Below are 24,927 nucleotides of genomic sequence, written 5' to 3' on the forward strand. Positions count from 1 at the left end.
CTGGAGCGATGATCTCCTCGCTGCACGGCGCCGTCCTCCACTCGACCGCCGATCAGGTCATCATCGACGTCGGCGGGGTCGGCTTCTCCGTCGCGGTGCCCGCGGACGTCGCCCACACAGCCACGGTGGGCGAGAAGCTGCTGCTGCACACCAGCCTCATCGTGCGCGAGGACGCGCTCTCGCTCTACGGATTCGCCGATCGCAGCGAGCTGGAGGTCTTCGGTCTGTTGATCAGCGTGACCGGGGTGGGGCCGAAGTCCGCGCTCGGGGTGCTCTCGCACCTCACCGTCGACCAGATCGCCGATGCCGTGACGGGTGAGGATGACGCGCCCTTCCGGCGCGTCTCGGGGATCGGACCCAAGACGGCCAAGCTCATCGTGCTGCAGCTCGCCGGCAAGGTGCACCCGGTGGGCGCGGCATCGACGCAGACCACGAGCGGGCCTGTCGACGTCGTCGACCAGGTCACGGCGGCGCTGGTCGGACTCGGATGGTCGGAGAGGGTCGCCGCCGAGGCGGCTGCGCAGACCGCCGCCGAGGCGACCGGCGCCGAACGCGACTCCGTGGCGCCGCTGCTGCGACGCACGCTGGCGCTGCTGGGGCCGGCCCGTGTCTGACGCCCGCGACGCCTCGGAGCCCTCCGACGACACCGAGCTCGCGATCGAGGGCGCACTGCGCCCCACCAGTCTCGGCGAGTTCGTCGGCCAGCAGAAGGTGCGCGGTCAGCTGCAGCTGCTGCTCGACGCCGCACGCATCCAGAACCGGCCGCCCGACCACATCCTCCTGGCGGGGCCCCCCGGACTCGGCAAGACGACGCTCGCGATGATCGTCGCGCATGAGAGCGAGCGGCCGCTGCGGCTCTCCAGCGGCCCGGCGATCCAGCACGCGGGCGACCTCGCGGCGCTGCTGTCGAGCCTGGTCCCTGGCGAGGTGCTCTTCATCGATGAGATCCATCGCATGGCTCGCTCCGCCGAGGAGATGCTGTACCTCGCGATGGAGGACTTCCGCATCGACATCATGGTGGGCAAGGGCGCCGGAGCGACGAGCATCCCGCTGGACCTCTCGCCCTTCACACTCGTCGGGGCGACCACGCGTTCGGGGCTGCTGCCGAATCCGCTGCGCGATCGCTTCGGCTTCACCGGCCACCTCGAGTTCTACGACGAGCCGGAACTGGAGCAGGTCATCGCCCGGTCCGCTCTGATGCTCGGTGTCGACCTCCCGCACGATTCCCTCTCGGAGATCGCGCGGCGCTCGCGCGGCACACCGCGCATCGCGAACCGGCTGCTGCGACGCGTGCGCGACTACGCGCTCGTGCACGGCGGCGGCGCGGCGACGCTCGAAGGCGTCCGCGCGGCGCTCGAGCTCTACGACGTCGACCCGATCGGGCTCGACAGGCTCGACAGGGCGGTTCTCGAGGCCCTCGTGCGACGTTTCCGCGGTGGTCCCGTCGGACTCAGCACCCTCGCCGTGGCGGTGGGCGAGGAGGGCGAGACGGTCGAGAGCGTCGTCGAGCCGTACCTGGTGCGCATCGGGTTCCTCGGCCGGACGCCACGTGGCCGCGTGGCGATGCCGGAGGCCTACGCGCATCTCGGCGTGGCGCATCCGGACGGGGCGCTTCGCCTGGATGACCTATAATCGCTGGAGACTTCCCCGATAATCTGCGCGCCCGCTCTCTGGTGCGCGCACCTGAGAAAGGCCCATCCCCGCCATGCCCATGGAAATCCTGCTGTTCGGCCTTCTCGCCGTCCTCGTCGTGTTCATGTTCGTCAACGGCCGCAAGCGCCAGAAGCAGATGAAGGCGGAGCAGGAGGAGAAGGCCACCAAGACCGTCCCCGGCGTGAAGGTGCTCCTCCAGGGCGGCATCTACGGCACGATCGTCGCGTACGACCACGAGGACCTCGACTCGCCCGCTCTCGTCGAGATCGCACCGGGCACCGTCATCGAAGTGCACAGCCAGGCGATCCTTCGCATCGTCGAGCCGAAGGACGACGTCGTCGTCGTCGACGACATGGATGCTCCCGCCGTCGTCCTCGACGCACCTGTCGTCGATGGCGCAGCCGCGGTCGAGACCCCCGAGGAGACCCGTCGTCGCCTCGAGCGCGACGCCGACGACAAGTAATCCCCGTTCCGCCGCACCACATCGACAGCCCGGCATCCTCGACCGGCATCCAAGAAAGCTGATCACACGTGGCCACTTCTTCCCCGGTCCGTCACGCCTGGCGGGTCCTTCTGGGCCTGCTCCTGGTGACGGGAGTCCTGTTCGGCGTCAACGCGCTGGGCGTCTATGTCATGAAGGACGCCAACGGCGATCCGGCGAGTTCGTGGGCACCTGAGCTCGCGCTCGACCTGCAGGGCGGCACCCAGATCGTGCTGAGCGCCGAGACCGAGGATGGCGCCGCGCCGTCGGGCGAGCAGCTCGACCAGGCCGCGGCGATCATCCGTCAGCGCGTCGACGCGTCGGGAGTCGCGGAAGCCGACATCACGACCGAGGGCGGTCGCAACATCGTGGTGCAGATCCCCGGTGTCGCCGACCAGCAGACGCGCGACCGGATCCAGTCGAGCGCGCAGCTGGAGTTCCGCGCCGTGCTCTACACGGGAGCCGCCGCCACGTCGTTCGTGGGCGAGGACGGCACGGAGACGCCGTACCCGACACCGGACCCCAACCTCGAGGCCACGCCCACGGCGAAGCCGACCGACGGCAGCGACATGTCGTGGATCACCCCCAAGCTCCAGGCGGAGTTCCTGGCCTACGACTGCGCCAACCCTGAGAACGACGCCTCGAAGGGCCCGCAGGATCAGCCGCTCATCGCCTGCGACCCCACGGGTGCGGAGAAGTACATCCTCGGTCCGACCGAACTCACCGGCACCGCGATCGACAACGCGGTCGCCGGCCGCGATCCGCAGTCCGGTGCCTGGACCGTGCAGCTGACGATGAACGCCGACGGCGCCGACGCATTCGGCAAGGTCAGCACGCGCCTGAACCAGAACCGCATCGACGGTCAGACGCCGCGTGACCGGTTCGCGTTCGTGCTCGACGGGTCGGTCATCTCGGCCCCGACGATGAACGGACAGATCCTCGACGGTCGTCCGAGCATCTCGGGCAGCTTCACGCAGGAGACGGCCACCACGCTCGCCGACCAGCTCAAGTTCGGTGCGCTGCCGTTGAGCTTCGCCGTGCAGAGCGATGACACGGTGTCTGCGACGCTCGGCACGCAGCAGCTGCAGGTCGGTCTCATCGCGGGTCTGATCGGACTCGCACTCGTGGCGATCTACTCGCTCATCGTCTATCGCGCCCTCGGCTCCGTGATCATCGCCTCGATCGCCGTGATGGCGGTGCTGACCTACATCGTGATCAGCATCCTGGCGTGGCGACTCGGCTTCCGGCTCTCGCTGGCCGGTGTCGCGGGTCTGATCGTGTCGATCGGATTCACCGCCGACTCGTTCATCGTCTACTTCGAACGCATCCGCGACGAACTGCGCGACGGCAAGTCGATCACCTCGGCGGTGGAGGACGGCTGGGGACGCGCCAAGCGCACGATCTACATCTCCAAGTCGATCAACGTCCTCGCCGCCGTGGTGCTGTACATCCTCGCCGACTCCACGGTGAAGGGCTTCGCGTTCACGCTGGGGCTCACGACCGTGATCGACGTCCTGATCTTCGTCATCTTCACGCACCCGGTGATGCAGCTGCTCGCGCGCACCCGGTTCTTCGGCGGCGGGCACAAGCTGTCCGGACTCGACCCCGAGGCGCTGGGCGCCGTGTATCGCGGACGAGCCCAGTTCCGCTCGGTCGACACGTCCGCGGGACGTGGCGCCAAGAACTCTCGGGCCCGGGGCGAGGCAGAGCGCCGACAGACCATCGCCGAGCGCAAGCGCGCCCAGGCCCTCGCGGGCGACAGACCCACGAACAGTGGAAGTGAGGGGGACGCGTGATGGCTTCCATGAACGAGTTCGGCAACAACCTGTACACCGGGAAGACCTCCTTCCCGTTCGTCGCGAAGCGTCGTCTGTGGTTCATCATCGCGATCGCGCTCGTGGTCGGGTCGGCTCTCGTGCCGCTGATCCGCCCGATCCAGTTCTCGATCGAGTTCACCGGCGGATCACAGTTCACGGTGCAGGCTCCGGACAGCACCGATCAGGACACCGCGGCGGAGGCGGTCCGCTCGGTGGTCCCCGGCGCCGCTGCCAAGGTCGCCATCGTCAGCAGCACCGACGTGCGTGTGCAGACCGACCAGATGAGCTCCGCAGAGACCCAGCAGGTCGCCAATGCCCTCGCCGAGGCGTACAAGGTCGACCCGGCCGAGGTCACGTCGTCGTTCATCGGCCCGGCCTGGGGTGAGAACGTCACCAAGCAGTCGTTGTGGGGTCTGGCGATCTTCCTCGCGCTCACCTTCCTGATCCTCGCGATCTACTTCCGCACCTGGAAGATGTCGGCCGCGGCCATCCTCGGCCTGCTCGACGTGCTCGTCATCACGGTGGGCGTCTACGCCCTCGCAGGATTCGAGATCTCCCCGGCCGCGGTGATCGGATTCCTGACGATCCTCGCCTACTCGCTGTACGACACGACGGTGGTGTTCGACAAGATCCGCGAGAACACGACGGAAGACGGGGAGAACTCCTCGCGGCTGTTCGGGGAGTCCGTCAACCTGGCGGTCAACCAGACGCTGGTGCGCTCCATCAACACCTCCGTGGTCGCGGCGCTGCCCGTCGGAGCGGTGCTCTTCATCGGCGCCTTCTGGCTCGGGGCCGAGTCGCTCACCGACATCTCGCTGTCGATCTTCGTCGGCATCCTGGTGGCGACGTACTCGACCCTGTTCGTCGCGGCGCCGCTGTACTCGCTCTTCCGTGAGAACGAGCCGCAGATCACGGCGCGCGACTCGCGGGTCCGCGAATCCCGCGAGAAGGCCGCCGTAGAGGTCTGACCGTTCCCGCCCGGCGGGGCCGCACCCCGCAGGGCACGCGTAAGCTGTTGTGATTCGGAGGTGAGCGGATGGCGGAACCGCAGACGTCGTCGCAGGGATCGAGCCTGAGACGACTGGTTCCCCGCATCTTCTCGCGCGCCCCACGGGTCAACGATCTCGACAACCTGACCCGCACCGTCCGGGCGAACCACCCCAAGGGTGATCTCGCCGTCATCGAACGCGCGTACGCCGTCGCCAAGGAGAAGCACACCGGGCAGCAGCGTCAGAGCGGCGAGCCGTACATCACGCACCCTCTCGCGGTCGCGCAGATCCTCGCCGAGATGGGCCTCGGACCTCGGGCGATCGCGGCCGCGCTGCTGCACGACACGGTGGAGGACACGGGCTACGCCCTCACCGACCTCACCGCCGAGTTCGGCGACGAGGTCGCCATGCTCGTCGACGGCGTCACCAAGCTCGACAAGGTCAAGTACGGCGAGAGCGCGCAGGCAGAGACCGTCCGCAAGATGATCGTGGCGATGTCCAAGGACATCCGCGTCCTCCTCATCAAGCTCGCCGACCGCTTGCACAACGCCCGCACCTGGGGCTTCGTCCCGCCTGAGAAGGCGGCGAAGAAGGCCAAGGAGACGCTCGAGATCTACGCGCCCCTCGCGAACCGACTCGGCATCCAGGCGATCAAGTCGGAACTCGAGGACCTCTCGTTCGCAGTCCTGCACCCGAAGATCTACAACGAGATCCACAATCTGATCGCGCAGCGCACTCCGCAGCGCGAGAAGTACCTCGCCCAGGTGGTCGAGGAGATCGATGTGGACCTGCGGGATCTCCGTATCCGCGGCAAGGTCGTGGGGCGTCCGAAGCAGCTCTATTCGGTGTACCAGAAGATGGTGGTGCGCGGGCGCGAGTTCGACGACATCTACGATCTCATCGGCATCCGCGTGCTGGTCGCATCGGTGCGGGACTGCTACGCCGTGCTCGGCGCCATCCACGCCCGATGGACCCCGCTGCCCGGCCGGTTCAAGGACTACATCGCGACGCCGAAGTTCAACCTGTACCAGTCGCTGCACACGACCGTGATCGGCCCGTCGGGGCGGACCGTCGAGATCCAGATCCGCACGCACGAGATGCACCAGCAGGCGGAGTACGGTGTCGCCGCGCACTGGATGTACAAGGAGCGGATGAACGGCGGCAAGACCGAGGTCCGGGCCGCCGACAACGACATGGCCTGGCTCGCGCACATCTCGGACTGGCAGGCCGAGACCGCCGACCCCGGCGAGTTCCTCGACTCGCTGCGGTTCGAGATCGGCGCGAAGGAGGTCTACGTCTTCACGCCCAAGGGGCGCGTGATCGGGCTCCCGGCCGGCGCGACACCAGTGGACTTCGCCTACGCCGTGCACACCGAGATCGGTCACCGCACGATGGGCTCGAAGGTCAACGGGCGTCTGGTCCCGCTGGAGTCGGAGCTCAAGAGCGGCGACGTGGTCGAGGTGTTCACCTCGAAGAACCCCGACGCAGGTCCGAGTCAGGACTGGCTCGGCTTCGTCAAGAGCACCCGGGCGCGCAACAAGATCCGCGGATGGTTCACCAAGGAGCGTCGCGAAGAGGCCATCGAGCAGGGCAAGGAGGCGATCGCGCGGGCGATGCGCCGCCAGAACATGCCTCTGCAGCGACTGATGAGTCAGGACTCGTTCGCCGAGGTCGCCCATCAGCTGCGGTACGAAGACGTCTCCGCGCTGTACGCGGCCGTCGGCGAGGGGCACGTCTCGACGCAGTCCGTGCTCGAGAAGGTCACGGCGCTGGTCGCCGCGACCGATCCGGTCACCGGGCCCATCGACCTGCCGGGCAGCATGCCGTCACGGGAGCCGCGTGCCGGCGACTCGGGCGTTCTCGTGCGCGGAGCCTCCGACATCCTCGTGAAGGTCGCCAAGTGCTGCACTCCGGTGCCGGGCGATGAGATCGTCGGCTTCGTCACGCGGGGCAGCGGAGTGTCGGTCCACCGCACCGACTGCCCGAACGTCAAGGCGCTCTCGGGCGAAGAGGACCGCTTCGTCGAGGTGTCGTGGGCGCCCACGACCAAGAGCGTCTTCCGCGTGCAGATCCAGGTCGAGGCCCTCGATCGTTCCGGTCTGCTGTCGGACGTGACACGCGTGCTCAGCGAGCATCACGTCAACATCCTCTCGGCGACCGTCAGCACCACGGACGAGCGCCTCGCGATCAGTCGCTTCGTGTTCGAGATGGGCGATGCCGTGCACCTGGATCGGATCCTGAACGCCGTGCGCCGCATCGATGCCGTGTACGACGTCTACCGCGTCACATCGTCGTGAGGGGGAGCCGGTCGAGGGTCCCCCGACCGGCTCTCTTGCCCGGCACGCGCCCCATGGTGTCGAGGGCGGAGATCGCCTCGGCCACGAGGCGCGGATCCGTCTGAGCGAGCAGCAGCACCCATCGACGCAGCGATTCGTCGCGGTGCACGCTCAACGCGAGGTCGACCATCGTACGCACGGGGGTCATCACCGTCACCCCGCCGATCACGAGCACATCCGTGGGCCCGAGCGACGTGTCGTGCAGGGCGACCCGCGCGGTCGACATGGCCCTGATGCGCCGCAGAACCGCCCGCCGCACATGATGACGCGCGGGCGGCGCGTCGCCGGCGCCGTGGATCCACGCGGCCGTCGGGCCCGAGGCCGCGGTGTCGGCCGGCACGAGATCCGCGATCGATGCCGCCCGCGTACTGGCGTCCTCGACCAGGTCTGCCGGGATGTAGCCCTCGCCGAGCTCGACCACATGGCCGTCGAGCCGCGCTGCGCTGAGCTCGGGGATCGTGAGACGGTCGCCTGGCAGATACAGGAACGCGGGATGCATCACGCCAGTCTGACGTGGTGCATCCCGCGTATCCGCTCGCGGGGATGATCTGTGGAGAGGTCAGCCGCCGAGGGCGTTGAGCCAGGCGCGGCGAGCCTCGAGAGCATCCGCTGCGGCCTTCGCGGCCTTCTTGTCTCCGGACTTCTCGGCGTGGGCGAGCTCTGTCTCGAGCTTCTCGATCGCCTCGAGCAGCTGCGAGCTCATGTCGTTCGCGCGTGCCTTCGTCTCGGGGTTGTTCTTCTTCCAGTCGACCTCTTCGCGGGCCTTGAGCGCCTGCTCGATGACACGAAGGCGGTCGTCGAGCGCACGCTCCTTCTCGCGGGGGAAGATGCGTCCGATCTCATCCCACTGGCGCTGGATGCGAGTGAGCATCGCACGGGCGCTCTTGATGTTGGACTCGTCGGCGACGGCCTTGGCCTCTTCGAGGAGAGCCTGACGCGCCTCGATCTTCGGGCCGGACTCGGCCTCCTCGGCGGCGCTCTGCTCGGCGCGGGCCGAGTACAGCGCATCGCCGGCAGCCTTGAACCGCGCCCAGAGCGCATCGTCGGCCTTGCGTCCGGCGCGGCCGGCAGCCTTCCATTCGTCGAGGAGGTTGCGGTAGGACGTGATGCCGTCGACGCCGCGCGGCGCCAGGGCCTCGGCGCGCTCGACCAGGCGGGTCTTGGCGTCGCGAGCGGTCTTGTGGGTGTCGTCGAGCTCGGAGTAGAACGCGCGGCGTGCCTTGTCGACCGTGCTGCGAGCGTCGCGGAACCGCTTCCAGAGCTGCTGCGAGACGCCCTTCGACAGACGAGGGCCGTTCTGCTGCTGCGCCTGCCAGGCGTCGAAGAGCTCGCCGAGCTCGGCGGTGACCTGCTTCCACTGCACCTTCGAGAGATCGCGGGCGGCGATCGCCTCGGCGCGTTCGACCAGAGCGGTGCGTTCGGCGATGGCCTGGTCGACGAGCGCCTTGGCCTGCGCCGCCTCCTCGGCGGTGGCCTCGGACAGCGACGCGGTGAGGGCGTTCAGGCGCTCACGCAGGCCGGCGAGGTCGCCGACGGCTGCGGCATCCGTCGCTTCGGCGAGCACATGACCGGCCTGCTTGACCAGGTCTCCGGCCGATGCGCCGCCCGCCTGATGGCGCTGCTCGAGCGTGCGCACCTTGAAGGCGATGTCGTCGTACTTGCGCACGAAGTAGGCGAGGGCCTCGTCGGGGGTGCCGTCGGGGTACTGGCCGACGACGCGCCATTCTCCGTCTTCACGCACCTCGACGGTGCCGTCTTCACTGACGCGGCCCCATTCGGTGCCGTCGCTCGAGGGAGCTGCGGCGGGTGCTGCGGGAGCGGCGGCCGGCGTGGCAGCCCGTGGCGGTGCCGGAAGACGCGGCGGACCGGGTACGGGCGGGCCCGGTACTGGCGGAGTCGGCTTCGTTGGTTCGGTGGCAGACAAGAGTGCTCTCCTTGCGCGGTCATCCCGCGGGAGGGGGGAAGGGACGGGGTTCAGCCTAGTACGCGCACGGCCGCGCTGCCGGGATGCACGGAGCGGCTCACTTCGGCGTTATCCAGATGTGAGCAGAACGTTCGCTCGGCGTAACGGCGCCCGGACGTTCCGCGAAACACCGGATGCCTAGCGTCGACTTCACGGACAGAGGAGGGCTCGTGATCGTTCGAGACAGCACATCGGCGGATGTCGTGGTGGTCGGTGCGGGGATGGTGGCGCACCGGTTCGTCGAGAGTCTGCTTCGCTCGGAGGACGATGTCCGGACCGTGACTCTCATCGGCGAGGAGGCTCGCGCCCCCTACGACCGCGTCGGGCTGACCTCGTACTTCTCGGGCGCGCACGCCACGGACCTGGAGCTGGATACCGGGGTTCTCGCCGATCCACGCGTCCGGTTCATTCGCGACGACCGGGTCACGGGGATCGATCGGGCGGCGCGATGCGTGCGCACGCGGTCGGGCGCACAGCATTCCTACCGCACACTCGTCCTGGCGACGGGCTCGTACGCGCTGCGGCCGGCGGTCGACGGCGCCGAACTCCCCGGTTGCTTCGTGTATCGGACGCTCGACGATGTCGAAGCCATTCGCCGGTTCGTCGAGCGTCGGCAGGCGCAGCTCGGCCGTCAGCTCCGTGGCTCCGTGATCGGCGGCGGTCTGCTCGGGCTGGAAGCCGCCGGGGCCCTGCAGGGTCTGCAGGTCGGATGCACGGTGGTGCAGTCATCCGATCGGCTCATGTCGGCGCAGCTCGACCTGGCGGGCGGGACGATCCTTCGCCGCCTCATCGAGGCGAAGGGCATCGAGGTGCGGACCGGCACGCGCACCACGCGTCTCGACCCCGACGCATCAGGCGCAGTGGCCGCACTGCAGTTCCAGGACGGCAGCATGCACGAGGCGGACATCGTGATCTTCACGGTCGGCGTGCGCCCGCAGGACTCGCTCGCTCGTCTCGCGCAGCTCGACGTGCATCCCACCGGCGGTGTGCTGATCGACTCGCGCTGTCGAACCGTCGACGAGCACATCCTCGCGATCGGCGAGGTCGCCAACTTCGACGGCCGCTCCGTCGGACTCGTCGCCCCCGGCTATGCGATGGCGGAGGTCGCGGCGACTCGCCTGCTCGGCGGCGACGCGACCTTCCCCGGCTACGACGACTCGGCCAAGCTCAAGCTCTCCGGCGTCGACGTCGCGAGTTTCGGCGACGCGATGGCCGTCACCCCGAACGCCCTCGACGTGGTCTACACCGACCCCGTGAACGGGGTGTACAAGAAGCTCGTGCTCTCCGACGACGCGAAGACGCTGCTCGGCGGCATCCTCGTCGGCGACGCCTCCGCCTACGGCTCGCTCCGTCCGCTGGTGGGTGCACCCCTCGGCGCCGATCCGGCCGCGTATCTGCTCCCCGAGGGTGGTGCGGACCTCCCCGACAACGAGCTGCCGGAATCGGCCGTCGTCTGCTCATGCTCGAATGTGACGGCCGGACGCATCCGCGAGGCCGTCCACGCTGAGGGCTGCACGGACGCCGCTGCCGTCAAGGCGTGTACGAAGGCCGGAGCCACCTGCGGTTCGTGTCTCTTCGCGGTGAAGAAGATCGTCGGACAGGAGTTGACCAAGCTCGGACGGGCGACGTCCGATGCGCTGTGCGAGCACTTCGCGATGTCGCGCAGACAGCTCTTCGACGCCGTGCGGGTGTCGGAGATGTCGACCTTCAGCGCCATCATCGGGCGCTTCGGCACCGGCCGAGGGTGCGACATCTGCAAGCCGGCTCTCGCCAGCATCCTCGCCGTGCTGGTGGGCGCGCACGTGCTCGACGGCGAGAACGCCTCGCTCCAGGACACCAACGACCACGTGATGGCCAACATGCAGAAGGACGGCACGTACTCGGTGGTGCCGCGTATGCCCGGTGGCGAGGTCACGCCGGCAGGACTCATCGCGATCGGCAGCATCGCGGAGTCGTACGGCCTCTATACCAAGATCACGGGCGGCCAGCGGATCGACATGTTCGGTGCCCGACTCGAGCAGCTGCCGCAGATCTGGCAGCGCCTGGTCGACGCCGGCTTCGAATCTGGCCAGGCCTACGGCAAGGCACTCCGCACCGTGAAGTCCTGCGTCGGGTCGACCTGGTGCCGGTACGGCGTGCTCGACGCGGTCGGAATGGCGGTGAGACTGGAGCTCCGCTACCGCGGGCTGCGTGCACCGCACAAGCTCAAGGTCGGGGTCTCGGGGTGTGCGCGTGAGTGCGCCGAGGCTCGGTCGAAGGACGTCGGCGTGATCGCGACCGAGACCGGCTGGAACATGTACGTCGGCGGCAACGGCGGATTCTCTCCCCGGCACGCCGAGCTGCTGGCATCGGATCTCGACGATGAGGGGCTCATCCGCGCGATCGACCGCTTCTTCATGTACTACATCCGCACGGCGGACCGACTGCAGCGGACGGCCGGATGGTGCGTGGAGCTCGACGGTGGACTCGAGGGGCTGCGCGCCGTGATCTTCGACGACAGTCTCGGCATCTGCGACGACCTCGACGCCGCCATGGCCGTGCATGTGGAACGCTACGAGGACGAGTGGGCGGCGACCCTCCGCGACCCCGCGAAACTGCGGCGGTTCGAGTCCTTCGTGAACGCGACCGATACCCCGGACCCGTCGCTCGCGTATGTGCCGGAGCGGGGTCAGGTGCGTCCGGCGACCATGGAGGAGCGCAGCGACCCTGCGGTGCTCATCGCGGGCACGACTCTGGAGGTGCGGCGATGACGCTCACGAGTCCGCCCACCGGCCGCCGGGTACGGGTGTGCGCCCTGGATGACCTCGAGGTCGAGCGCGGTCGTGCCGCGCTCTTCGGAACGCGCCAGATCGCACTGTTCCTGCTGGCAGACGGGTCGGTGCACGCCGTGTCGAACCTCGACCCGTACAGCGGTGCGAACGTGATGTCGCGCGGCATCGTCGGGAGCAGGGGCGAGGCGCCGACCCTGGCCTCGCCCCTGCACAAGCAGGTCTTCGACCTGCGCACCGGTGCCTGCCTCGACACGCAGGGCAGGGAGCCCGCTTCTCTGCAGGTGTGGCAGGTGACCGTCGTCGACGGCCACGTGGAGTTCGACATCGAGGAGATCCGATGACCGTGATGCTGGGTGTCAACCTCGCCGGACGCGATGTGCTGCTGGTCGGCGGAGGCCCGGTGGCTGCGAAGCGGCTGCGTCGCTTTCTCGCCGAGGGCGCGAGTGCGCGGATGGTCGCGCCTCTGCTGCACGACGACACCGCGCGGCTCGTCGAGCGTCACGAGGTCGCCTGGGAGCCACGGGAGTTCCGTTCGACGGACCTCGACGGCGCCTGGCTCGTGCACACGGCGACGGGGGATCCGCGGGTCGATCGCCTGGTCGCCGAGCAGTGCGAATCTCAGCGAGTGCTCTGCATCAACGCCTCGGATGGCGAGCACGGCTCGGCCAGGCTCACGGCACAGGCGGAGATCGGGGATGTCACGGTCGGCGTCACCAGTACGATCGGTGCCGACCCCCGGCGTTCCGTCGCGGTGCGCGATGCCATAGTCGACCTGACCGGCGACGGCCGGCTGCCACTGAGGCGCCGACGGACGGCCCGCAGCGGACGGGTCGACCTCGTCGGCGGCGGCCCGGGTCCCGCCGATCTGATGACGGTGCGCGCGCGGCGCCTGATCGCAGAGGCCGATGTTCTCGTCATCGACCGTCTCGGACCGGCGGCCGAGATCACACAGGGGCTCGACCCGGATGTCGAGGTGATCGACGTCGGCAAGCAGCCCGGTCGACACCCCGTCCCGCAGGACGAGATCAACCGCATCATCGTCGCGCGCGCCGCAGCCGGGCGCAGGGTCGTCCGGTTGAAGGGCGGCGACCCCTTCGTCTTCGGCCGCGGGGGCGAGGAGATGCTCTCGTGCCTCGCCGCCGGGATCCCGGTGGATGTGACTCCGGGGATCTCGAGCGCCATCGCCGTGCCGCAGTCGGCCGGCATCCCGGTCACGCACCGAGGCACGGCAGCCGCCTTCCACGTGGTGAACGGACAGGGCGGCTTCGGGCCGGGTACCTTGGAAGCCATGGCTGACACGATGGTGACGACGGTCGTCCTGATGGGTGTCGCCGCTCTCGGACGACTGGTCGAATCCGCACTCGCGCATGGGGTGCCGAAGGATCGTCCCGTCGCGTTCGTCGAGAGCGGTCACACGCCGCAACAGCGCACGACGCGCACGACCCTCGAGCACGCGGTCGAGGATGCGCGCACCGTCGGACTCCGCAACCCGGCCGTCATCGTGATCGGCGACGTCGCGAGCGAACACCTGTTGCTCCCGGCTCCGGCCGTGATCGGGGCTGCTCCGGCGTGACGACCCGTGCCCCGCTTCCACCGGCCCTCGCCGGATGCACCATCGTCGTCGCCGCGGACAGACGCGCGGGTGATCTGGTCTCCGCGCTCGAACGCCGAGGCGGGCAGGTCTACCGCGCTCCTGCGCTGAGCATCATCCCGAACGAGGACGACGATGACCTCCTCGCGCGCACCCGCGACCTCATCGCGGACCCACCGGACATCGTGATCGTGACGACGGGCGTCGGCTTCCGAGGCTGGATCGACGCCGCGCACGAGAACGGTCTGGCCGAGGATCTGGCGGCCGCGCTGGTCGACGCTCAGTTCGTCGCGCGCGGGCCCAAGGCGCACGGCGCGATTCAGCAGGCCGGGTTCACGGCGGACTGGGTGGCCGAGTCCGAGACCTCTGCGGAAGTGGGGGAGTACCTCACGGCCGAAGGAGTGGTCGGCCGACGCATCGCGATACAGCATCATGGTGCGGGCGCCGACGGCCTCGATGCTCTGCTGGCGGAGCTCGGGGCCGATGTCGTCAGCATCACGGTCTACCGGTGGGGTCCGCCGCCCGACCCGAAGATCGTGCACCGCTCCGTCGTGCAGGCGGGCGCGGGCGAGGTGGATGCGGTGCTCTTCACCTCGGCGCCCGGCGCCGCGGAGTGGGTCAGAGCAGCGGGTCGCGCGGGCACTCTGGATGCGATCCGTCGGCGGGCGGCGGGCGGGCGGCTGCTGCTCGCCGCCGTCGGCCCGATCACCGCGTCGCCGCTCCACGACGCAGATCTGCACACCACCATCGCGGCTCGCGGCAGGCTCGGTTCGCTGGTCCGCTGCGTCGTCGATCACTTCGCATCGGGAGCCGCGCGCCAGGTGCGCACGACGGCCGGTGTCATGGAGGTGCGCAGCGGCGGTGTGCTGCTCGACGGTCGCTTCGTGCCGCTGTCCCGCGCGGGCGCCAGTGTCCTGAGCGAATTGTTCGACGCCGCTGGCCGGGTGCTCTCGAGGGAGCAGCTCGGACTCGCGTTGCCGCGCGGTGGCGAGAGCGCTCACGCCGTCGAGATGGCAGTCGCACGGCTCCGCGAGGCGCTCGGGGGAGCGAGCGTGATCCAGACGATCGTGAAGCGCGGCTATCGACTCACGGTGGAGGATCCCGAATGAGCACCCTCATCGCCTGCTCGCACGGCACCGACTCTCCAGAAGGCCGACGTACGGTCGAGGATCTCGTCGATCTCGTACGGCAGCGGATGCCGGGCACACGAGTCGTGCAGGCATTCGTCGACGTGCAGGAGCCGACGGTGGTCGACGTGATCGAGCACGAGCGGGGCCTCGACGACGTCGTCGTGGTGCCTCTGCTGCTCTCCGTCGGCTTCCATACCGCCGTCGACATCGCAGATGCGGTGCGCCCGCACGAGAATGTGCGGCAGGGTGAGCCCCTGGGCACGCATCCGCTGATCGCCGAGGTGCTGGCAGCCCGACTGCGCACGGCGATCGCGGGCGCCTGGCTCCCGGGCGACCATGTCGTACTCGCCGCAGCGGGGTCGAGCAATCCCGCCGCGGTCGCCGATGTCGCCGCGGCGGCCGAGCACCTGGCCCGCCTCATTCCGGCTCCGATCACCATCGGGTACGCCTCGGCCATCGAACCCCGGATCGGGGAGGCAGTGGCATCCGCTCGTCGCGACGGCGCCGCTCGAGTGATCGCCGCAAGCCACGTGCTCGCTCCCGGGTACTTCGCCGGGCTGGTCCGGAAGTCCGGAGCCGACCTGGTGTCTGCGCCACTCGGCGTCGACGTGCGGATCGCCGACGTGGTCGTCGACCGATTCCACACCGCCTGACCATGCCTCCCGGGGCGGCTCTCGCCCACGCACGGAACGGGGGCGGATGCCGACGCATCCGCCCCCGTGCTGCGACTCAGACCCGTGTCGGCTCGAGCTCGGCAGCGGTCGTCTCCCGATCGGCCACCGAGGCGCCGGATGTCGACGCAGCGGTGGTGACGAGACGCGCTCGTCGTCGCATCGCACGCGCGTCGCGGGCGACGCGAGCCTTCGGGCGCCCGTGGGTGAAGTAGATGGGCAGCCCGACGAAGAGGAGACCGCCGACGAGGTTTCCGACGACCGTCGGCAGCTCGTTCCAGACCAGGTAGTCCCAGACGGTGAAGTCGGCGCCCATCAGAAGTCCGGACGGGAACAGGAACATGTTCACGATCGAATGCTCGAACCCCATGTAGAAGAACAGCATGATCGGGAGCCACATCGCGACGATCTTCCCGATCGTGCTGTCCGACACCATCGCCAACACGACGCCCGTCGACACCATCCAGTTGCACAGGACACCACGGATGAACAACGTCAGCATGCCGGCCGCACCGTGATCGGCATAGCCGACCGTCCGACCGTGTCCGATCTCACTGATCGCCTCGCCGACTGCGCTGGGCGCGGTCGAAAAGCCGTATGTGAAGTAGACGGCCATGAGGATCGCCACCAGGAAGGCACCGCCGAAGTTGCCGAGGAAGACGAGTCCCCAGTTGCGCATCAACGATCCGAACGTCGCGCCGGAACGGCGGTCGAGTACCGCGAGCGGACCGAGAGTGAACACCCCGGTCAGCAGGTCGTACCCGAGCAGGTAGAGCATCACGAAGCCCACCGGGAACAGGACGGCGCCGAGGAGCGGCTGACCGGTCTGCGTCGACACCGTCACCGCGAACGCGGCGGCGATCGTGAGCAGAGCCGCTCCCATGAACGCGCGGATGAGCGTATCGCGGGTGGACAGCTGCAGTTTGTATGCACCGGCGTCGACCATTCGGGTGGCGAGCTCGGCGGGCTTGATGTACGACACATGACCTCCACGGGACGAGAGCGGGATGCTCAGCTGGATCGAGCATGGACGAGCGGCGTTTCGAGCGACGACGTGCGACGTTACGTCTGTGGAGCGAACAGCTCACTTCGCGGCGTCAGCAGTGTGAGAACCGCGCAGAGTGAGATCGTTACCGATCTGTGAGGAGAACGTTCGACGCAGGAAACATCGCCCGTCACATTCGAGAAACACCGGCCTCCTATCGTCGCCAGCAAGGATCCATCGAACGGAGCAGTATGTACGACACCATCGTCACTCCTGCCGAGGTCGTGGTGGTCGGCGCGGGCATGGTGGCGCACCGCTTCGTCGAGAGTCTGCTCAGCCGTGCGCAGACACCGCTGCACGTGACGGTGATCGGCGACGAGGGGCGTCGGCCGTACGACCGCATCGCCCTCGCGGGGATCGCGGCCGGAGGCGCCGCGGGCGATCTCGAGCTGGATCGCTCGGTGTTCGACGACTTCCGTGTGCGGTTCCTGGCCGACGACCGCGCTCTGCGGATCGATCGGGCCGCGCGCACCGTGATGACCCGGTCTCGCGTCGTCGTGCCCTACGACACCCTGGTGCTCGCCACCGGGTCGTACGCGCCGAGGCTCGCGATCGAGGGCGCGGATCTGCCGGGATGCTTCTCCGACCGGACCCTCGACGACGTCGAGGCTCTCGCGCGGTTCGCCGCACACCGACGGCGGGCGCTGGGGCGCCGCCTGCGTGCGGCGGTGATCGGGTCGGGGTCGCAGGGCGCGGAGATCGTCGCGGCGCTGCAGGGCGTCGCCTCGACGCGGGTGGAGCACTCCGAGACACGCGTCTCACGTCTCGTCCCCGAGGAGTCCGGTGCGGTCGCCGCTCTGCGATTCGACGACGGGGAGACCGAAGCCGTCGATCTCGTCGTGCTCTCCGCGCACCCGAGACCTCGTGACGAGCTGGCCCGCAATGCGAACCTGCAGGTCGCCGAGCGCGGAGGCGTGGTGATCGACGACCGCTGCACCACCTCCGATCCGCACATCCTCGCGATCGGCGAGGTCGCCCATTTCGAGGGCCGCTGCGTCGCGAGGGTCGCGCCAGGGTACGCGATGGCCGAGGTCGCGGCGACGCGCATCCTGGGGGGCCACGCCGCCTTCCCCGGTTTCGACCGTCCGTTCGACGGGTCATTCCCGAGTACCCGGACGACCGGTCACGGCGGCCCCGCGGCAGGGGAGGAGAGCACCGCGGTGATCGTGATCGGAGAACTCGCCGAGTCCGGCATGCTGCGGCCCGCATGGACCCGCATCGCGGAGGGGGTCGGATGAGCACGGCGCGGCCGCTGGAGTCCGCGCTGGCCGGCTGCACCATCATCGTCGTCGCGGACCGGCGCTCCGTCGAGGTCGCGGATGCTCTGGAGCGCCGGGGCGCCGTGGTCCACCGGACTCCGGTGCCGCGGCTCGATGACCGGCAGGACCGCGCCGAGCTCCGCAGCGTGACCGAGCTGGTGATCGCCGAGCCTCCCGACGCCGTGGTGGTGACGACCGGCTCGGGATTCCGCGACTGGGTCGATGTCGCGCGAGAACAGGGACGCTCGGCTCCGTTCCAGGACGCGCTGCGCCGGGCGCGGCTCGTGGCGACGGGCCCGAGAGCACAGGCGGCGATCTTTCGGACGGGACTCGTCGCGGACTGGGTCGCCGAGACGGGGACGACCGCCGAGGTCGGCGCGCATCTGCGGGTCGCAGATGTGCGCGGCACTCGCATCGTCGTCCAGCATCACGGCGACCGTGACGACGGACTCGAGTCGATGCTGCGCGAGGCTGGCGCCGAGGTGCGGGGCGTGGTCGCGCGTCGCTGGGAGGCATCGCCGCGATCGGAGACGATGCGCAGAACGGTGCTGCAGGCGGCGAACGGCGACGCGGATGCCGTGGTGTTCACCTCCGCCTCCGCCGCTGCGGCCTGGCTCGCGATCGCGGAGGTGTCGGAGACCCTCGACCGCGTGCGGCGACGGTCCGAGACGGGGCGGCTGCTGCTGGCCTCCGCGGGTCAGGCGACCACGGCACTGCTGAACGACGCCGACCTCGAGCCCTCGATCGATCTGGGCGGTCCGGACGGATCGCTCGCGAATGCCGTGCTCGCGCACTTCGACGACGGGCGGGCACCGTCGCTGCTCACGGACGCGGGTCGGGTGCAGGTGCGCAGCGGAGGCGTGCTCGTCGACGGCCGGTTCATTCCGCTGTCACGCTCGTCCGCCGCGCTGCTCGATGCTCTGGCCGCCGCGGGCGGTCGGGTGCTGTCCCGCGCGCAGCTCAGCGCCGTGCTGGGCGCCGAGCGCAGCGCACACGCGGTCGAAGCCGCCGTCGCGAGACTCCGCGTGGCTCTGGGCGGGAGCGAACTCATCCACACCGTGGTCAAACGCGGATACCGGCTCGCGGTCGTCGAGGACTGAGCCGTGGTGCGCGTCACCACGCGGTGACGGCCGCGGCGCCCACGGTCAGCGGGCGCGTGTGGTCACTCGACGGGAGCGTCCGACGGAGCGTCCGTCGGCGCATCCTCGGGGACGAGGGGATCGCCGGGCAGCGGCGTCTCGGCGGGGGAGACCGTGGGGGAGGGCGAGGGGGCCGGCGGATTCACCTGCGCGTGGACGACCTGGCTGGCGATCGCTCCTGCGACGACCAGCACACCGACGACCACGGCGACCGCGTTGTCCCTGGTGCGACGACGGATGCGGCCGTCGTGCCAGGCCCTGCGGGCCGCGTGGAGGCGTGCGCGCTCCGATTCGGTCCGCGACTGCCGCGTGCTCTTGCCGCGTCCGGCCATTGCGTACTCCCTTGATGGACGTGCCGTGCACATGGACGTGATGTGCACCGTCGCCTGAGAGCCTACCGGCGCGGCATCGTCGCCCCGATCATGTCCTCGGTGTCCCCGCCCCGCGTTAGCCTGGGAAGATGACCTCCGCCGCACTGCTCTCCGGGCAGACGCCCCTCGCCGTGCGCATGCGTCCCGTCTCGCTCGACGAGGTCGCGGGGCAGAAGCACCTGCTGCGGGCGGGCTCACCCATCGTCGCTCTCGCCGATCCCGCGGCGACCTCTCCCGGTGCGGTCTCGATCATCCTGTGGGGTCCTCCCGGCACGGGCAAGACCACGCTGGCGCAGGCGATCGCCCGCTCCTCGGGTCGACGCTTCGTCGAGCTGTCGGCGATCACCGCGGGGGTCAAGGACGTCCGCGAGGTGATGCAGGAGGCGATCACGCAGCGTGACCTGTACGGGCAGACCACCATCCTGTTCCTCGACGAGATCCACCGATTCACCAAGGCCCAGCAGGACGCGCTCCTGCCCGGCGTCGAGAACGGCTGGGTGCTGCTGATCGCGGCCACCACCGAGAACCCGTCGTTCTCGGTGATCTCGCCGCTGCTCTCGCGATCGCTGCTGCTGACGCTGCAGCCCCTCACCGATGACGACATCGGACTCCTCGTCGACCGCGCGGTGACCGATGCGCGCGGCCTGAACGGTGCGGTGACCCTGGCCGACGACGCGCGTGCCGCGCTCATCCGCCTCGCATCCGGCGATGCACGCCGCGCACTCACCGGTCTCGAGGCGGCGGCCGCCGTCGCCCTCTCGAACGGTGAAGACGGCGTGGTCCCCGCAGCCACGGCCGACGACGTCGCCCAGGCCGTCGACAAGGCGCTGCTGCGATACGACCGCCAGGGCGACGAGCACTACGACGTCATCAGCGCCTTCATCAAGTCGATCCGCGGCTCCGACCCCGACGCGGCTCTGCACTACCTCGCCCGGATGATCGAGGCGGGGGAGGACCCGCGGTTCATCGCTCGGCGTCTGGTGATCTCGGCGTCGGAAGACGTGGGGCTGGCCGATCCGCAGGCGCTCACGATCGCGGTCGCGGCGGCGGATGCGGTCGCCTTCATCGGCATGCCGGAGGGGCGGATCCCGCTCGCAGAGGCCACGGTGTATCTGGCGACCACTGCGAAGTCGAACGCCGCCTACGTCGGCATCGACGCGGCGATCGCCGACATCCGCTCCGGCGGCTTCGGACGGGTGCCGCTGCATCTCCGTGACGCGCACTACCCGGGCGCGCGGCGCCTCGGTCACGGGCGCGGCTACGTGTATCCGCACGACAGCGAATTCGGCATCCTCCCGCAGCAGTACCTGCCGGACGAGCTGCAGGGCAAGAGGTATTACGAGCCGAAGAACCTGGGGGCCGAGCGCGACATCTCGGCACGTCTCGAGCGCATCCGCCGCATCCTCGACGGACGATGACGACGATCTGTTAGACTGGATCGGCTCGAAACACAGTTTTCGGGCATCTCCTCGTTCACACCCCACCTCGATGGCGCCCCGGCGTGCGCCCCGAGGCAGAACGCGGGTGATACGTCCGCGAGTCGCGAAAGACGCGACCGCGTCATCGGAAGGATAGCTTCGTGACCACGAAGTCCCAGGACCGCCGCAAGGTGCGCCTCAGCCGCGCACTCGGCATCCCGCTCACCCCGAAGGCCGCCCGCTACCTCGAGAAGCGTCCCTACGCTCCCGGCGAGCACGGTCGCACCAAGCGCAAGGCCGACAGCGACTACGCCGTCCGTCTGCGTGAGAAGCAGCGTCTTCGCGAGCAGTACGGCATCCGCGAGAAGCAGATGCGCAACACGTTCAACGAGGCTCGTCGTCAGGACGGCCTGACCGGTGAGAACCTGGTCGAGCTGCTCGAGATGCGTCTCGACGCTCTCGTCGTGCGTTCGGGCTTCGCCCGCACCACCGCGCAGGCTCGCCAGCTCGTCGTGCACCGTCACATCCTGGTCGACGGCCAGCTCGTCGACCGCCCGTCGTTCCGCGTGAAGCCGGGTCAGCTCATCCACGTCAAGGCCAAGAGCGAGGGCACCGAGCCCTTCCAGGTCGCAGCCGCCGGCGGTCACGCCGAGGTCCTGCCTCCCGTTCCGGGCTACCTCGAGGTCGAGCTCGACAAGCTCCAGGCTCGCCTGGTCCGTCGTCCGAAGCGCGCCGAGGTCCCCGTGACCTGTGAAGTGCAGCTCGTCGTCGAGTACTACGCAGCTCGCTGAGTTCTCTCAGTTCCGCAGAAGGCGTCGGGTCTCACCCGACGCCTTCTGTCGTTTCCGCATACGATGGTTGCACCCGCCTCCGCGGGTCGAGGGCAAGGATGGCGACATGAAGAAAGTGCTGTGGTTCCTGATCGGTGTGATCGGCGGCTTCGTCGCGGCGCACTTCACGAACAAAGACCCGCGAGGTCGCGACATCCTCGCCGAGGTCGACGCTCGATTCAACGAGTTCACCGGGATCATCGGCGAGGCCTACCGCGAAGAGCGGGCGCGCCTCACGGATCCTGCGACGGACTGACCTCCGCAGCCCCTCGGACGCGGCTCCACCGGACCCGCTCCTCCACCCCCGCACGCAAGGACACCCGGCACAGCTATGAACACTGCGGAGATCGCGCAGCGCTATCTCGATTTCTTCGAGAAGAACGACCACCTCATCGTCCCTTCGGCCTCGTTGGTCAGCGACGACCCGTCTCTGCTCTTCACGGTCGCCGGCATGGTCCCGATGATCCCGTACCTCACCGGGGTGGTCCCCGCTCCGCACCCGCGCATCGCCGATCTGCAGAAGTGCATCCGCACGAACGACATCGAAGAGGTGGGACGGACGGCTCGGCACGGGACGTTCTTCCAGATGCTGGGCAACTGGTCGTTCGGCGACTACTTCAAAGAGGGTGCGATCCGCTACGCGTGGGAGCTGCTGACGAGCTCGGAGGCCGACGGGGGCTTCGCGTTCGATGAGAAGGACCTCTGGGTCACGGTCTACGAGACCGACGACGAGGCGGAGTCCATCTGGCGCGACGTCATCGGGCTGAAGCCCGAGCGCATCCAGCGTCTCGGACGCGCCGACAACTACTGGAACACCGGGCAGCCCGGCCCCGGCGGTCCCGACTCGGAGATCTTCTTCGACCGCGGTCCCGCATACGGCAAGGACGGCGGTCCGGCCGTCGACGACTCGAGATTCCTGGAGATCTGGAACCTCGTGTTCATGCAGGACTTCATCGAGAACATCCGCGGCAAGACCGAGTTCGACATCGTCGGCGAACTGCCGATGAAGAACATCGACACCGGCATGGGGCTCGAGCGCGTCGCGTTCCTCAAGCAGGGCGTCGAGAACATGTACGAGACCGATCAGGTGCGTCCGGTCCTCGATCGCGCCGTGGAGCTCTCGGGGCGCCGCTATGGCGCCGTGCACGAGGACGACGTGCGTTTCCGCGTGGTCGCAGACCACGTGCGCTCGTCGCTCATGCTGCTGTCCGACGGCGTGCGCCCCTCGAACGAGGGACGCGGGTACATCCTGCGCCGTCTCATGCGCCGCACCGTGCGGTCGATGCGCCTGCTCGGCGTCGACGAGCCGGCCTTCCCCGAGCTCTTCGCCGCGTCCCGTGATGCGATGAAGACCACCTACCCTGTGCTCGAGAAGGAGTGGGCGACCCTGTCCTCCTCCGCTTTCGCCGAGGAGGAGACGTTCCGTCGCACGCTCGCTGCCGGCTCGACCATCCTCGACCTGGCGCTCGACGAGACGAAGAAGGGCGGTGGGGTGACCCTCAGCGGCCCCGAGGCGTTCCTCCTGCACGACACGTACGGCTTCCCGATCGATCTGACCCTCGAGGTGGCCGAGGAGGCCGGCCTCGACGTCGATCGAGCGGCATTCGACACCCTGATGCAGGAGCAGCGGTCACGCGCCAAGGCCGACGCCCGCAATCGCAAGCGTCAGTTCGCCGACGTCTCGGTCTACCGCGAACTGCGTGCGCTGGGGGAGACCGGCTTCGACGGCTACTCCGAGCTCGAGGTCGATTCGCGGATCCTCGGGATCCTCATCGACGGCCAGACCGCTCGCACCGCCTCGGAGGGTCAGATCGCCGAGGTCGTTCTCGCGGAGACCACCCTCTACGCCGAATCCGGTGGACAGGTCGCCGACAAGGGCGTCATCGTCGGTCCCGGGTACGAGCTCGAGGTGCTCGACGTGCAGCGACCGGTGCCGGGGCTGATCAGCCACACGGTCGAGGTGACCCGCGGCGTCGTCTCGATCGACGACGCCGCCACGACGATCGTCGACGCGGCGAACCGTCGCGCCGCGCGCCAGGCGCACTCCGCGACGCACCTGGTGCACGCGGCGCTGCGCGACACGCTCGGCCCGACCGCCACGCAGTCGGGTTCGCTCAACCGCGCCGGATACATGCGCTTCGACTTCTCGTGGTCGCAGGCGCTGTCGACCGCGACCCGCACCGAGATCGAGGAGATCACGAACAGGGCCGTCAACGACGCCCTCGAGGTCACGACCCGGATCCTCACGCTCGATGAGGCGAAGGAGGCCGGCGCCATGGCGCTGTTCGGCGAGAAGTACGGCGACGTCGTGCGCATGGTCGACATCGGCGGTCCGTGGTCGCGAGAGCTCTGCGCGGGCACCCACGTCGGCACCAGCGCCGAGATCGGTCTCGTCAGCGTCGTCGGTGAATCCTCGGTGGGCGCCTCCAACCGCCGTATCGAGGCACTGGTCGGTCAGGACGCGTTCCGCGAGCTCGCAGCCGAGCGCGCGCTCGTGTCGCAGCTCACCAGCTCGCTCAAGACCCCGCGCGACCAGCTCGCCGACCGCATCGCCGATCTCTCGGCGAGCCTGAAGGCCGCGGAGAAGCGCATCGCGCAGTTCGAGTCGAAGGAGCGTGCCGGCCGGGTTCCTGCCATCGCCGACGCCGCCTCCCGTGCGGGTTCGTTCCGTCTGGCCGCGCAGTCGCTCGGCGAGGTCGACTCGGCCGACGATGTGCGCGAACTGGTGCTCGGCGTGCGCGAGCGGCTCGGCTCCGAGCCGTCGGTCGTCGCCCTCGGTGCCGTGGTGAACGGCCGGCCTGTGGTGGTCGTCGCCACCAACGACGCCGCGCGCGCGGCCGGTGCGAAGGCCGGTGCGCTCGCGAAGCGTGCGGCCTCGGTGCTCGGTGGCGGAGGCGGCGGTCGTGACGACGTCGCCCAGGGCGGTGGAACGGATGCCGCAGCTCTGCCTGCGGCGCTGGACGCCATCGCACAGGAGCTGCAGACAGCGTGAGCGGCTTCCGCCGCGGCGCGCGGCTCGGGATCGATGTGGGACGCGCCCGTGTCGGGGTCGCACGGTGCGATCCGGACGGCATGCTCGCCGTCCCCGTCGAGACCGTGCGTCGCGACGACGCGGCCATCGAGCGGATCGCCGTCATCGCTCAGGAGTACGACCCGCTGGAGTTCGTGGTGGGTCTTCCGGTGAATCTCCGGGGCGACGACACGGCATCGACGACGGATTCGCGCGAATTCGCCGCTGCCCTGCAGGCGCGGACGGGAGTGCCGGCGCGGCTGGTCGATGAGCGTCTGAGCACCGTCACCGCACACGCCGCGCTGAGATCTTCGGGCAGAACACAGAAGAACTCTCGTAGCATTGTGGATCAGGTCGCCGCTGTGGTCCTGCTGCAGCAGGCGATCGACACGGAGAAGAGCACCGGTAACCCGCCCGGAGCCACGATTCCGCTCGACGAGGAGTCCCCCTGAA

General features: G+C 69.2%; 22 protein-coding genes. 18 read left to right on the forward strand and 4 right to left on the reverse strand.

The genetic code is table 11. The features are described 5' to 3' along the window. Positions 1-8 precede the first annotated feature (8 nt). The 6 genes from ruvA to FQ142_RS08765 all read left to right on the forward strand — a co-directional run bounded on the left by ruvA (position 9) and on the right by FQ142_RS08765 (position 7,237). Complete coding sequence (gene ruvA, locus FQ142_RS08740; RefSeq protein WP_149423004.1) at positions 9-614, forward strand: Holliday junction branch migration protein RuvA; 606 nt, start codon at positions 9-11, stop codon at positions 612-614. Beyond that, positions 607-1,632 carry a Holliday junction branch migration DNA helicase RuvB gene (gene ruvB, locus FQ142_RS08745; RefSeq protein ID WP_056417689.1) on the forward strand — a complete coding sequence of 342 codons (1,026 nt, stop codon included), beginning with the start codon at positions 607-609 and terminating at the stop codon, positions 1,630-1,632. The genes ruvA and ruvB overlap by 8 nt, the downstream gene beginning before the upstream one ends. A gap of 73 nt (positions 1,633-1,705) precedes the next feature. Next, complete coding sequence (locus tag FQ142_RS08750) at positions 1,706-2,116, forward strand: preprotein translocase subunit YajC (RefSeq protein ID WP_308208480.1); 411 nt, start codon at positions 1,706-1,708, stop codon at positions 2,114-2,116. A 68-nt stretch (positions 2,117-2,184) separates the two neighbouring features. Further along, positions 2,185-3,930, forward strand: a complete 1,746-nt coding sequence (secD, locus tag FQ142_RS08755; protein ID WP_149423005.1) for a protein translocase subunit SecD — start codon at positions 2,185-2,187, stop codon at positions 3,928-3,930. After that, the gene (gene secF / locus FQ142_RS08760; RefSeq protein ID WP_056417679.1) at positions 3,930-4,919 is read left to right on the forward strand and encodes a protein translocase subunit SecF; all 990 of its coding nucleotides are present in this window, start codon (positions 3,930-3,932) and stop codon (positions 4,917-4,919) included. Before secD ends, secF begins: the two co-directional genes overlap by 1 nt. A 68-nt stretch (positions 4,920-4,987) precedes the next feature. Next, the gene (locus tag FQ142_RS08765) at positions 4,988-7,237 is read left to right on the forward strand and encodes a RelA/SpoT family protein (RefSeq protein ID WP_056417677.1); all 2,250 of its coding nucleotides are present in this window, start codon (positions 4,988-4,990) and stop codon (positions 7,235-7,237) included. On the opposite strand, the gene FQ142_RS08770 is transcribed toward FQ142_RS08765, so the two are convergent. Together FQ142_RS08770 and FQ142_RS08775 are read right to left on the reverse strand one after the other, a co-directional pair. Further along, positions 7,224-7,775: a type IV toxin-antitoxin system AbiEi family antitoxin gene (locus tag FQ142_RS08770; RefSeq protein ID WP_149423006.1), complete on the reverse strand. Its 552-nt coding sequence runs from the start codon at positions 7,773-7,775 to the stop codon at positions 7,224-7,226. The genes FQ142_RS08765 and FQ142_RS08770 overlap by 14 nt on opposite strands. 60 nt (positions 7,776-7,835) lie before the next feature. Then, positions 7,836-9,200 carry a DUF349 domain-containing protein gene (locus tag FQ142_RS08775; protein WP_149423007.1) on the reverse strand — a complete coding sequence of 455 codons (1,365 nt, stop codon included), beginning with the start codon at positions 9,198-9,200 and terminating at the stop codon, positions 7,836-7,838. Positions 9,201-9,460: 260 nt separating this feature from the next. On the opposite strand from FQ142_RS08775, the gene nirB reads away from it, so the two are divergent. The 5 genes from nirB to FQ142_RS08800 are packed head-to-tail and all read left to right on the forward strand — an operon-like array spanning position 9,461 to position 15,384. Further along, on the forward strand, positions 9,461-11,989 hold the full coding sequence (nirB, locus tag FQ142_RS08780) for a nitrite reductase large subunit NirB (protein WP_410477437.1): 2,529 nt from the start codon (positions 9,461-9,463) through the stop codon (positions 11,987-11,989). Then, positions 11,986-12,351, forward strand: coding sequence for a nitrite reductase small subunit NirD (nirD, locus tag FQ142_RS08785; RefSeq protein ID WP_056417668.1), 366 nt, complete (start codon positions 11,986-11,988; stop codon positions 12,349-12,351). Before nirB ends, nirD begins: the two co-directional genes overlap by 4 nt. Further along, positions 12,348-13,583, forward strand: coding sequence for a uroporphyrinogen-III C-methyltransferase (cobA, locus tag FQ142_RS08790; protein ID WP_149423009.1), 1,236 nt, complete (start codon positions 12,348-12,350; stop codon positions 13,581-13,583). The genes nirD and cobA overlap by 4 nt, the downstream gene beginning before the upstream one ends. Continuing rightward, the gene (locus tag FQ142_RS08795) at positions 13,580-14,710 is read left to right on the forward strand and encodes a uroporphyrinogen-III synthase (RefSeq protein ID WP_149423010.1); all 1,131 of its coding nucleotides are present in this window, start codon (positions 13,580-13,582) and stop codon (positions 14,708-14,710) included. The genes cobA and FQ142_RS08795 overlap by 4 nt, the downstream gene beginning before the upstream one ends. Further along, positions 14,707-15,384: a sirohydrochlorin chelatase gene (locus FQ142_RS08800; protein WP_056417657.1), complete on the forward strand. Its 678-nt coding sequence runs from the start codon at positions 14,707-14,709 to the stop codon at positions 15,382-15,384. The genes FQ142_RS08795 and FQ142_RS08800 overlap by 4 nt, the downstream gene beginning before the upstream one ends. 76 nt (positions 15,385-15,460) lie before the next feature. Here the strand turns inward: FQ142_RS08800 and FQ142_RS08805 are convergent, their stop codons facing one another. Beyond that, entirely contained in the window at positions 15,461-16,384 is a 924-nt protein-coding gene (locus tag FQ142_RS08805; RefSeq protein ID WP_149423011.1) for a formate/nitrite transporter family protein, read from the reverse strand. Between the two features lie 254 nt (positions 16,385-16,638). Here FQ142_RS08805 and FQ142_RS08810 point away from each other — a divergent pair, with 254 nt between their 5' ends. Together FQ142_RS08810 and FQ142_RS08815 are read left to right on the forward strand one after the other, a co-directional pair. Further along, a complete protein-coding gene (locus FQ142_RS08810) occupies positions 16,639-17,685 on the forward strand; it encodes an FAD-dependent oxidoreductase (RefSeq protein WP_149423012.1) in 1,047 nt (348 codons plus the stop codon). Further along, positions 17,682-18,806, forward strand: a complete 1,125-nt coding sequence (locus tag FQ142_RS08815) for a uroporphyrinogen-III synthase (RefSeq protein WP_188042356.1) — start codon at positions 17,682-17,684, stop codon at positions 18,804-18,806. The genes FQ142_RS08810 and FQ142_RS08815 overlap by 4 nt, the downstream gene beginning before the upstream one ends. 62 nt (positions 18,807-18,868) lie before the next feature. Here the strand turns inward: FQ142_RS08815 and FQ142_RS08820 are convergent, their stop codons facing one another. Further along, positions 18,869-19,177, reverse strand: coding sequence for a hypothetical protein (locus FQ142_RS08820; protein ID WP_149423014.1), 309 nt, complete (start codon positions 19,175-19,177; stop codon positions 18,869-18,871). Between the two features lie 128 nt (positions 19,178-19,305). Here FQ142_RS08820 and FQ142_RS08825 point away from each other — a divergent pair, with 128 nt between their 5' ends. From FQ142_RS08825 to ruvX, 5 genes are all read left to right on the forward strand, one after another. Then, positions 19,306-20,634 (forward strand): replication-associated recombination protein A, encoded by a 1,329-nt coding sequence (locus FQ142_RS08825; protein WP_082069018.1) that lies wholly within the window; start codon positions 19,306-19,308, stop codon positions 20,632-20,634. 161 nt (positions 20,635-20,795) lie between these two features. Continuing rightward, a complete protein-coding gene (gene rpsD / locus FQ142_RS08830; RefSeq protein WP_052677824.1) occupies positions 20,796-21,425 on the forward strand; it encodes a 30S ribosomal protein S4 in 630 nt (209 codons plus the stop codon). A 106-nt stretch (positions 21,426-21,531) separates the two neighbouring features. Then, positions 21,532-21,720 (forward strand): hypothetical protein, encoded by a 189-nt coding sequence (locus FQ142_RS08835; protein ID WP_056417638.1) that lies wholly within the window; start codon positions 21,532-21,534, stop codon positions 21,718-21,720. A gap of 75 nt (positions 21,721-21,795) precedes the next feature. Further along, positions 21,796-24,456, forward strand: a complete 2,661-nt coding sequence (gene alaS / locus FQ142_RS08840; RefSeq protein ID WP_149423015.1) for an alanine--tRNA ligase — start codon at positions 21,796-21,798, stop codon at positions 24,454-24,456. Next, on the forward strand, positions 24,453-24,926 hold the full coding sequence (gene ruvX, locus FQ142_RS08845; protein WP_149423016.1) for a Holliday junction resolvase RuvX: 474 nt from the start codon (positions 24,453-24,455) through the stop codon (positions 24,924-24,926). Before alaS ends, ruvX begins: the two co-directional genes overlap by 4 nt. Position 24,927: the final 1 nt, after the last annotated feature.

Origin of the sequence: Microbacterium sp. ANT_H45B, assembly GCF_008369345.1 — a bacterium.
Classification (GTDB): Bacteria; Actinomycetota; Actinomycetes; order Actinomycetales; family Microbacteriaceae; genus Microbacterium.

Bases quoted from the DNA above. Each gene is read 5' to 3' on its own strand.
- ruvA (WP_149423004.1), top strand. From the start codon at position 9: ATGATCTCCTCGCTGCACGGCGCCGTCCTCCACTCGACCGCCGATCAG.
- FQ142_RS08750 (WP_308208480.1), top strand. From the start codon at position 1,706: ATGCCCATGGAAATCCTGCTGTTCGGCCTTCTCGCCGTCCTCGTCGTG.
- secF (WP_056417679.1), top strand. From the start codon at position 3,930: ATGGCTTCCATGAACGAGTTCGGCAACAACCTGTACACCGGGAAGACC.
- FQ142_RS08765 (WP_056417677.1), top strand. From the start codon at position 4,988: ATGGCGGAACCGCAGACGTCGTCGCAGGGATCGAGCCTGAGACGACTG.
- FQ142_RS08770 (WP_149423006.1), bottom strand. From the start codon at position 7,775: ATGCATCCCGCGTTCCTGTATCTGCCAGGCGACCGTCTCACGATCCCC.
- nirB (WP_410477437.1), top strand. From the start codon at position 9,461: ATGGTGGCGCACCGGTTCGTCGAGAGTCTGCTTCGCTCGGAGGACGAT.
- nirD (WP_056417668.1), top strand. From the start codon at position 11,986: ATGACGCTCACGAGTCCGCCCACCGGCCGCCGGGTACGGGTGTGCGCC.
- cobA (WP_149423009.1), top strand. From the start codon at position 12,348: ATGACCGTGATGCTGGGTGTCAACCTCGCCGGACGCGATGTGCTGCTG.
- FQ142_RS08800 (WP_056417657.1), top strand. From the start codon at position 14,707: ATGAGCACCCTCATCGCCTGCTCGCACGGCACCGACTCTCCAGAAGGC.
- FQ142_RS08810 (WP_149423012.1), top strand. From the start codon at position 16,639: ATGTACGACACCATCGTCACTCCTGCCGAGGTCGTGGTGGTCGGCGCG.
- FQ142_RS08815 (WP_188042356.1), top strand. From the start codon at position 17,682: ATGAGCACGGCGCGGCCGCTGGAGTCCGCGCTGGCCGGCTGCACCATC.
- FQ142_RS08820 (WP_149423014.1), bottom strand. From the start codon at position 19,177: ATGGCCGGACGCGGCAAGAGCACGCGGCAGTCGCGGACCGAATCGGAG.
- FQ142_RS08825 (WP_082069018.1), top strand. From the start codon at position 19,306: ATGACCTCCGCCGCACTGCTCTCCGGGCAGACGCCCCTCGCCGTGCGC.
- FQ142_RS08835 (WP_056417638.1), top strand. From the start codon at position 21,532: ATGAAGAAAGTGCTGTGGTTCCTGATCGGTGTGATCGGCGGCTTCGTC.
- alaS (WP_149423015.1), top strand. From the start codon at position 21,796: ATGAACACTGCGGAGATCGCGCAGCGCTATCTCGATTTCTTCGAGAAG.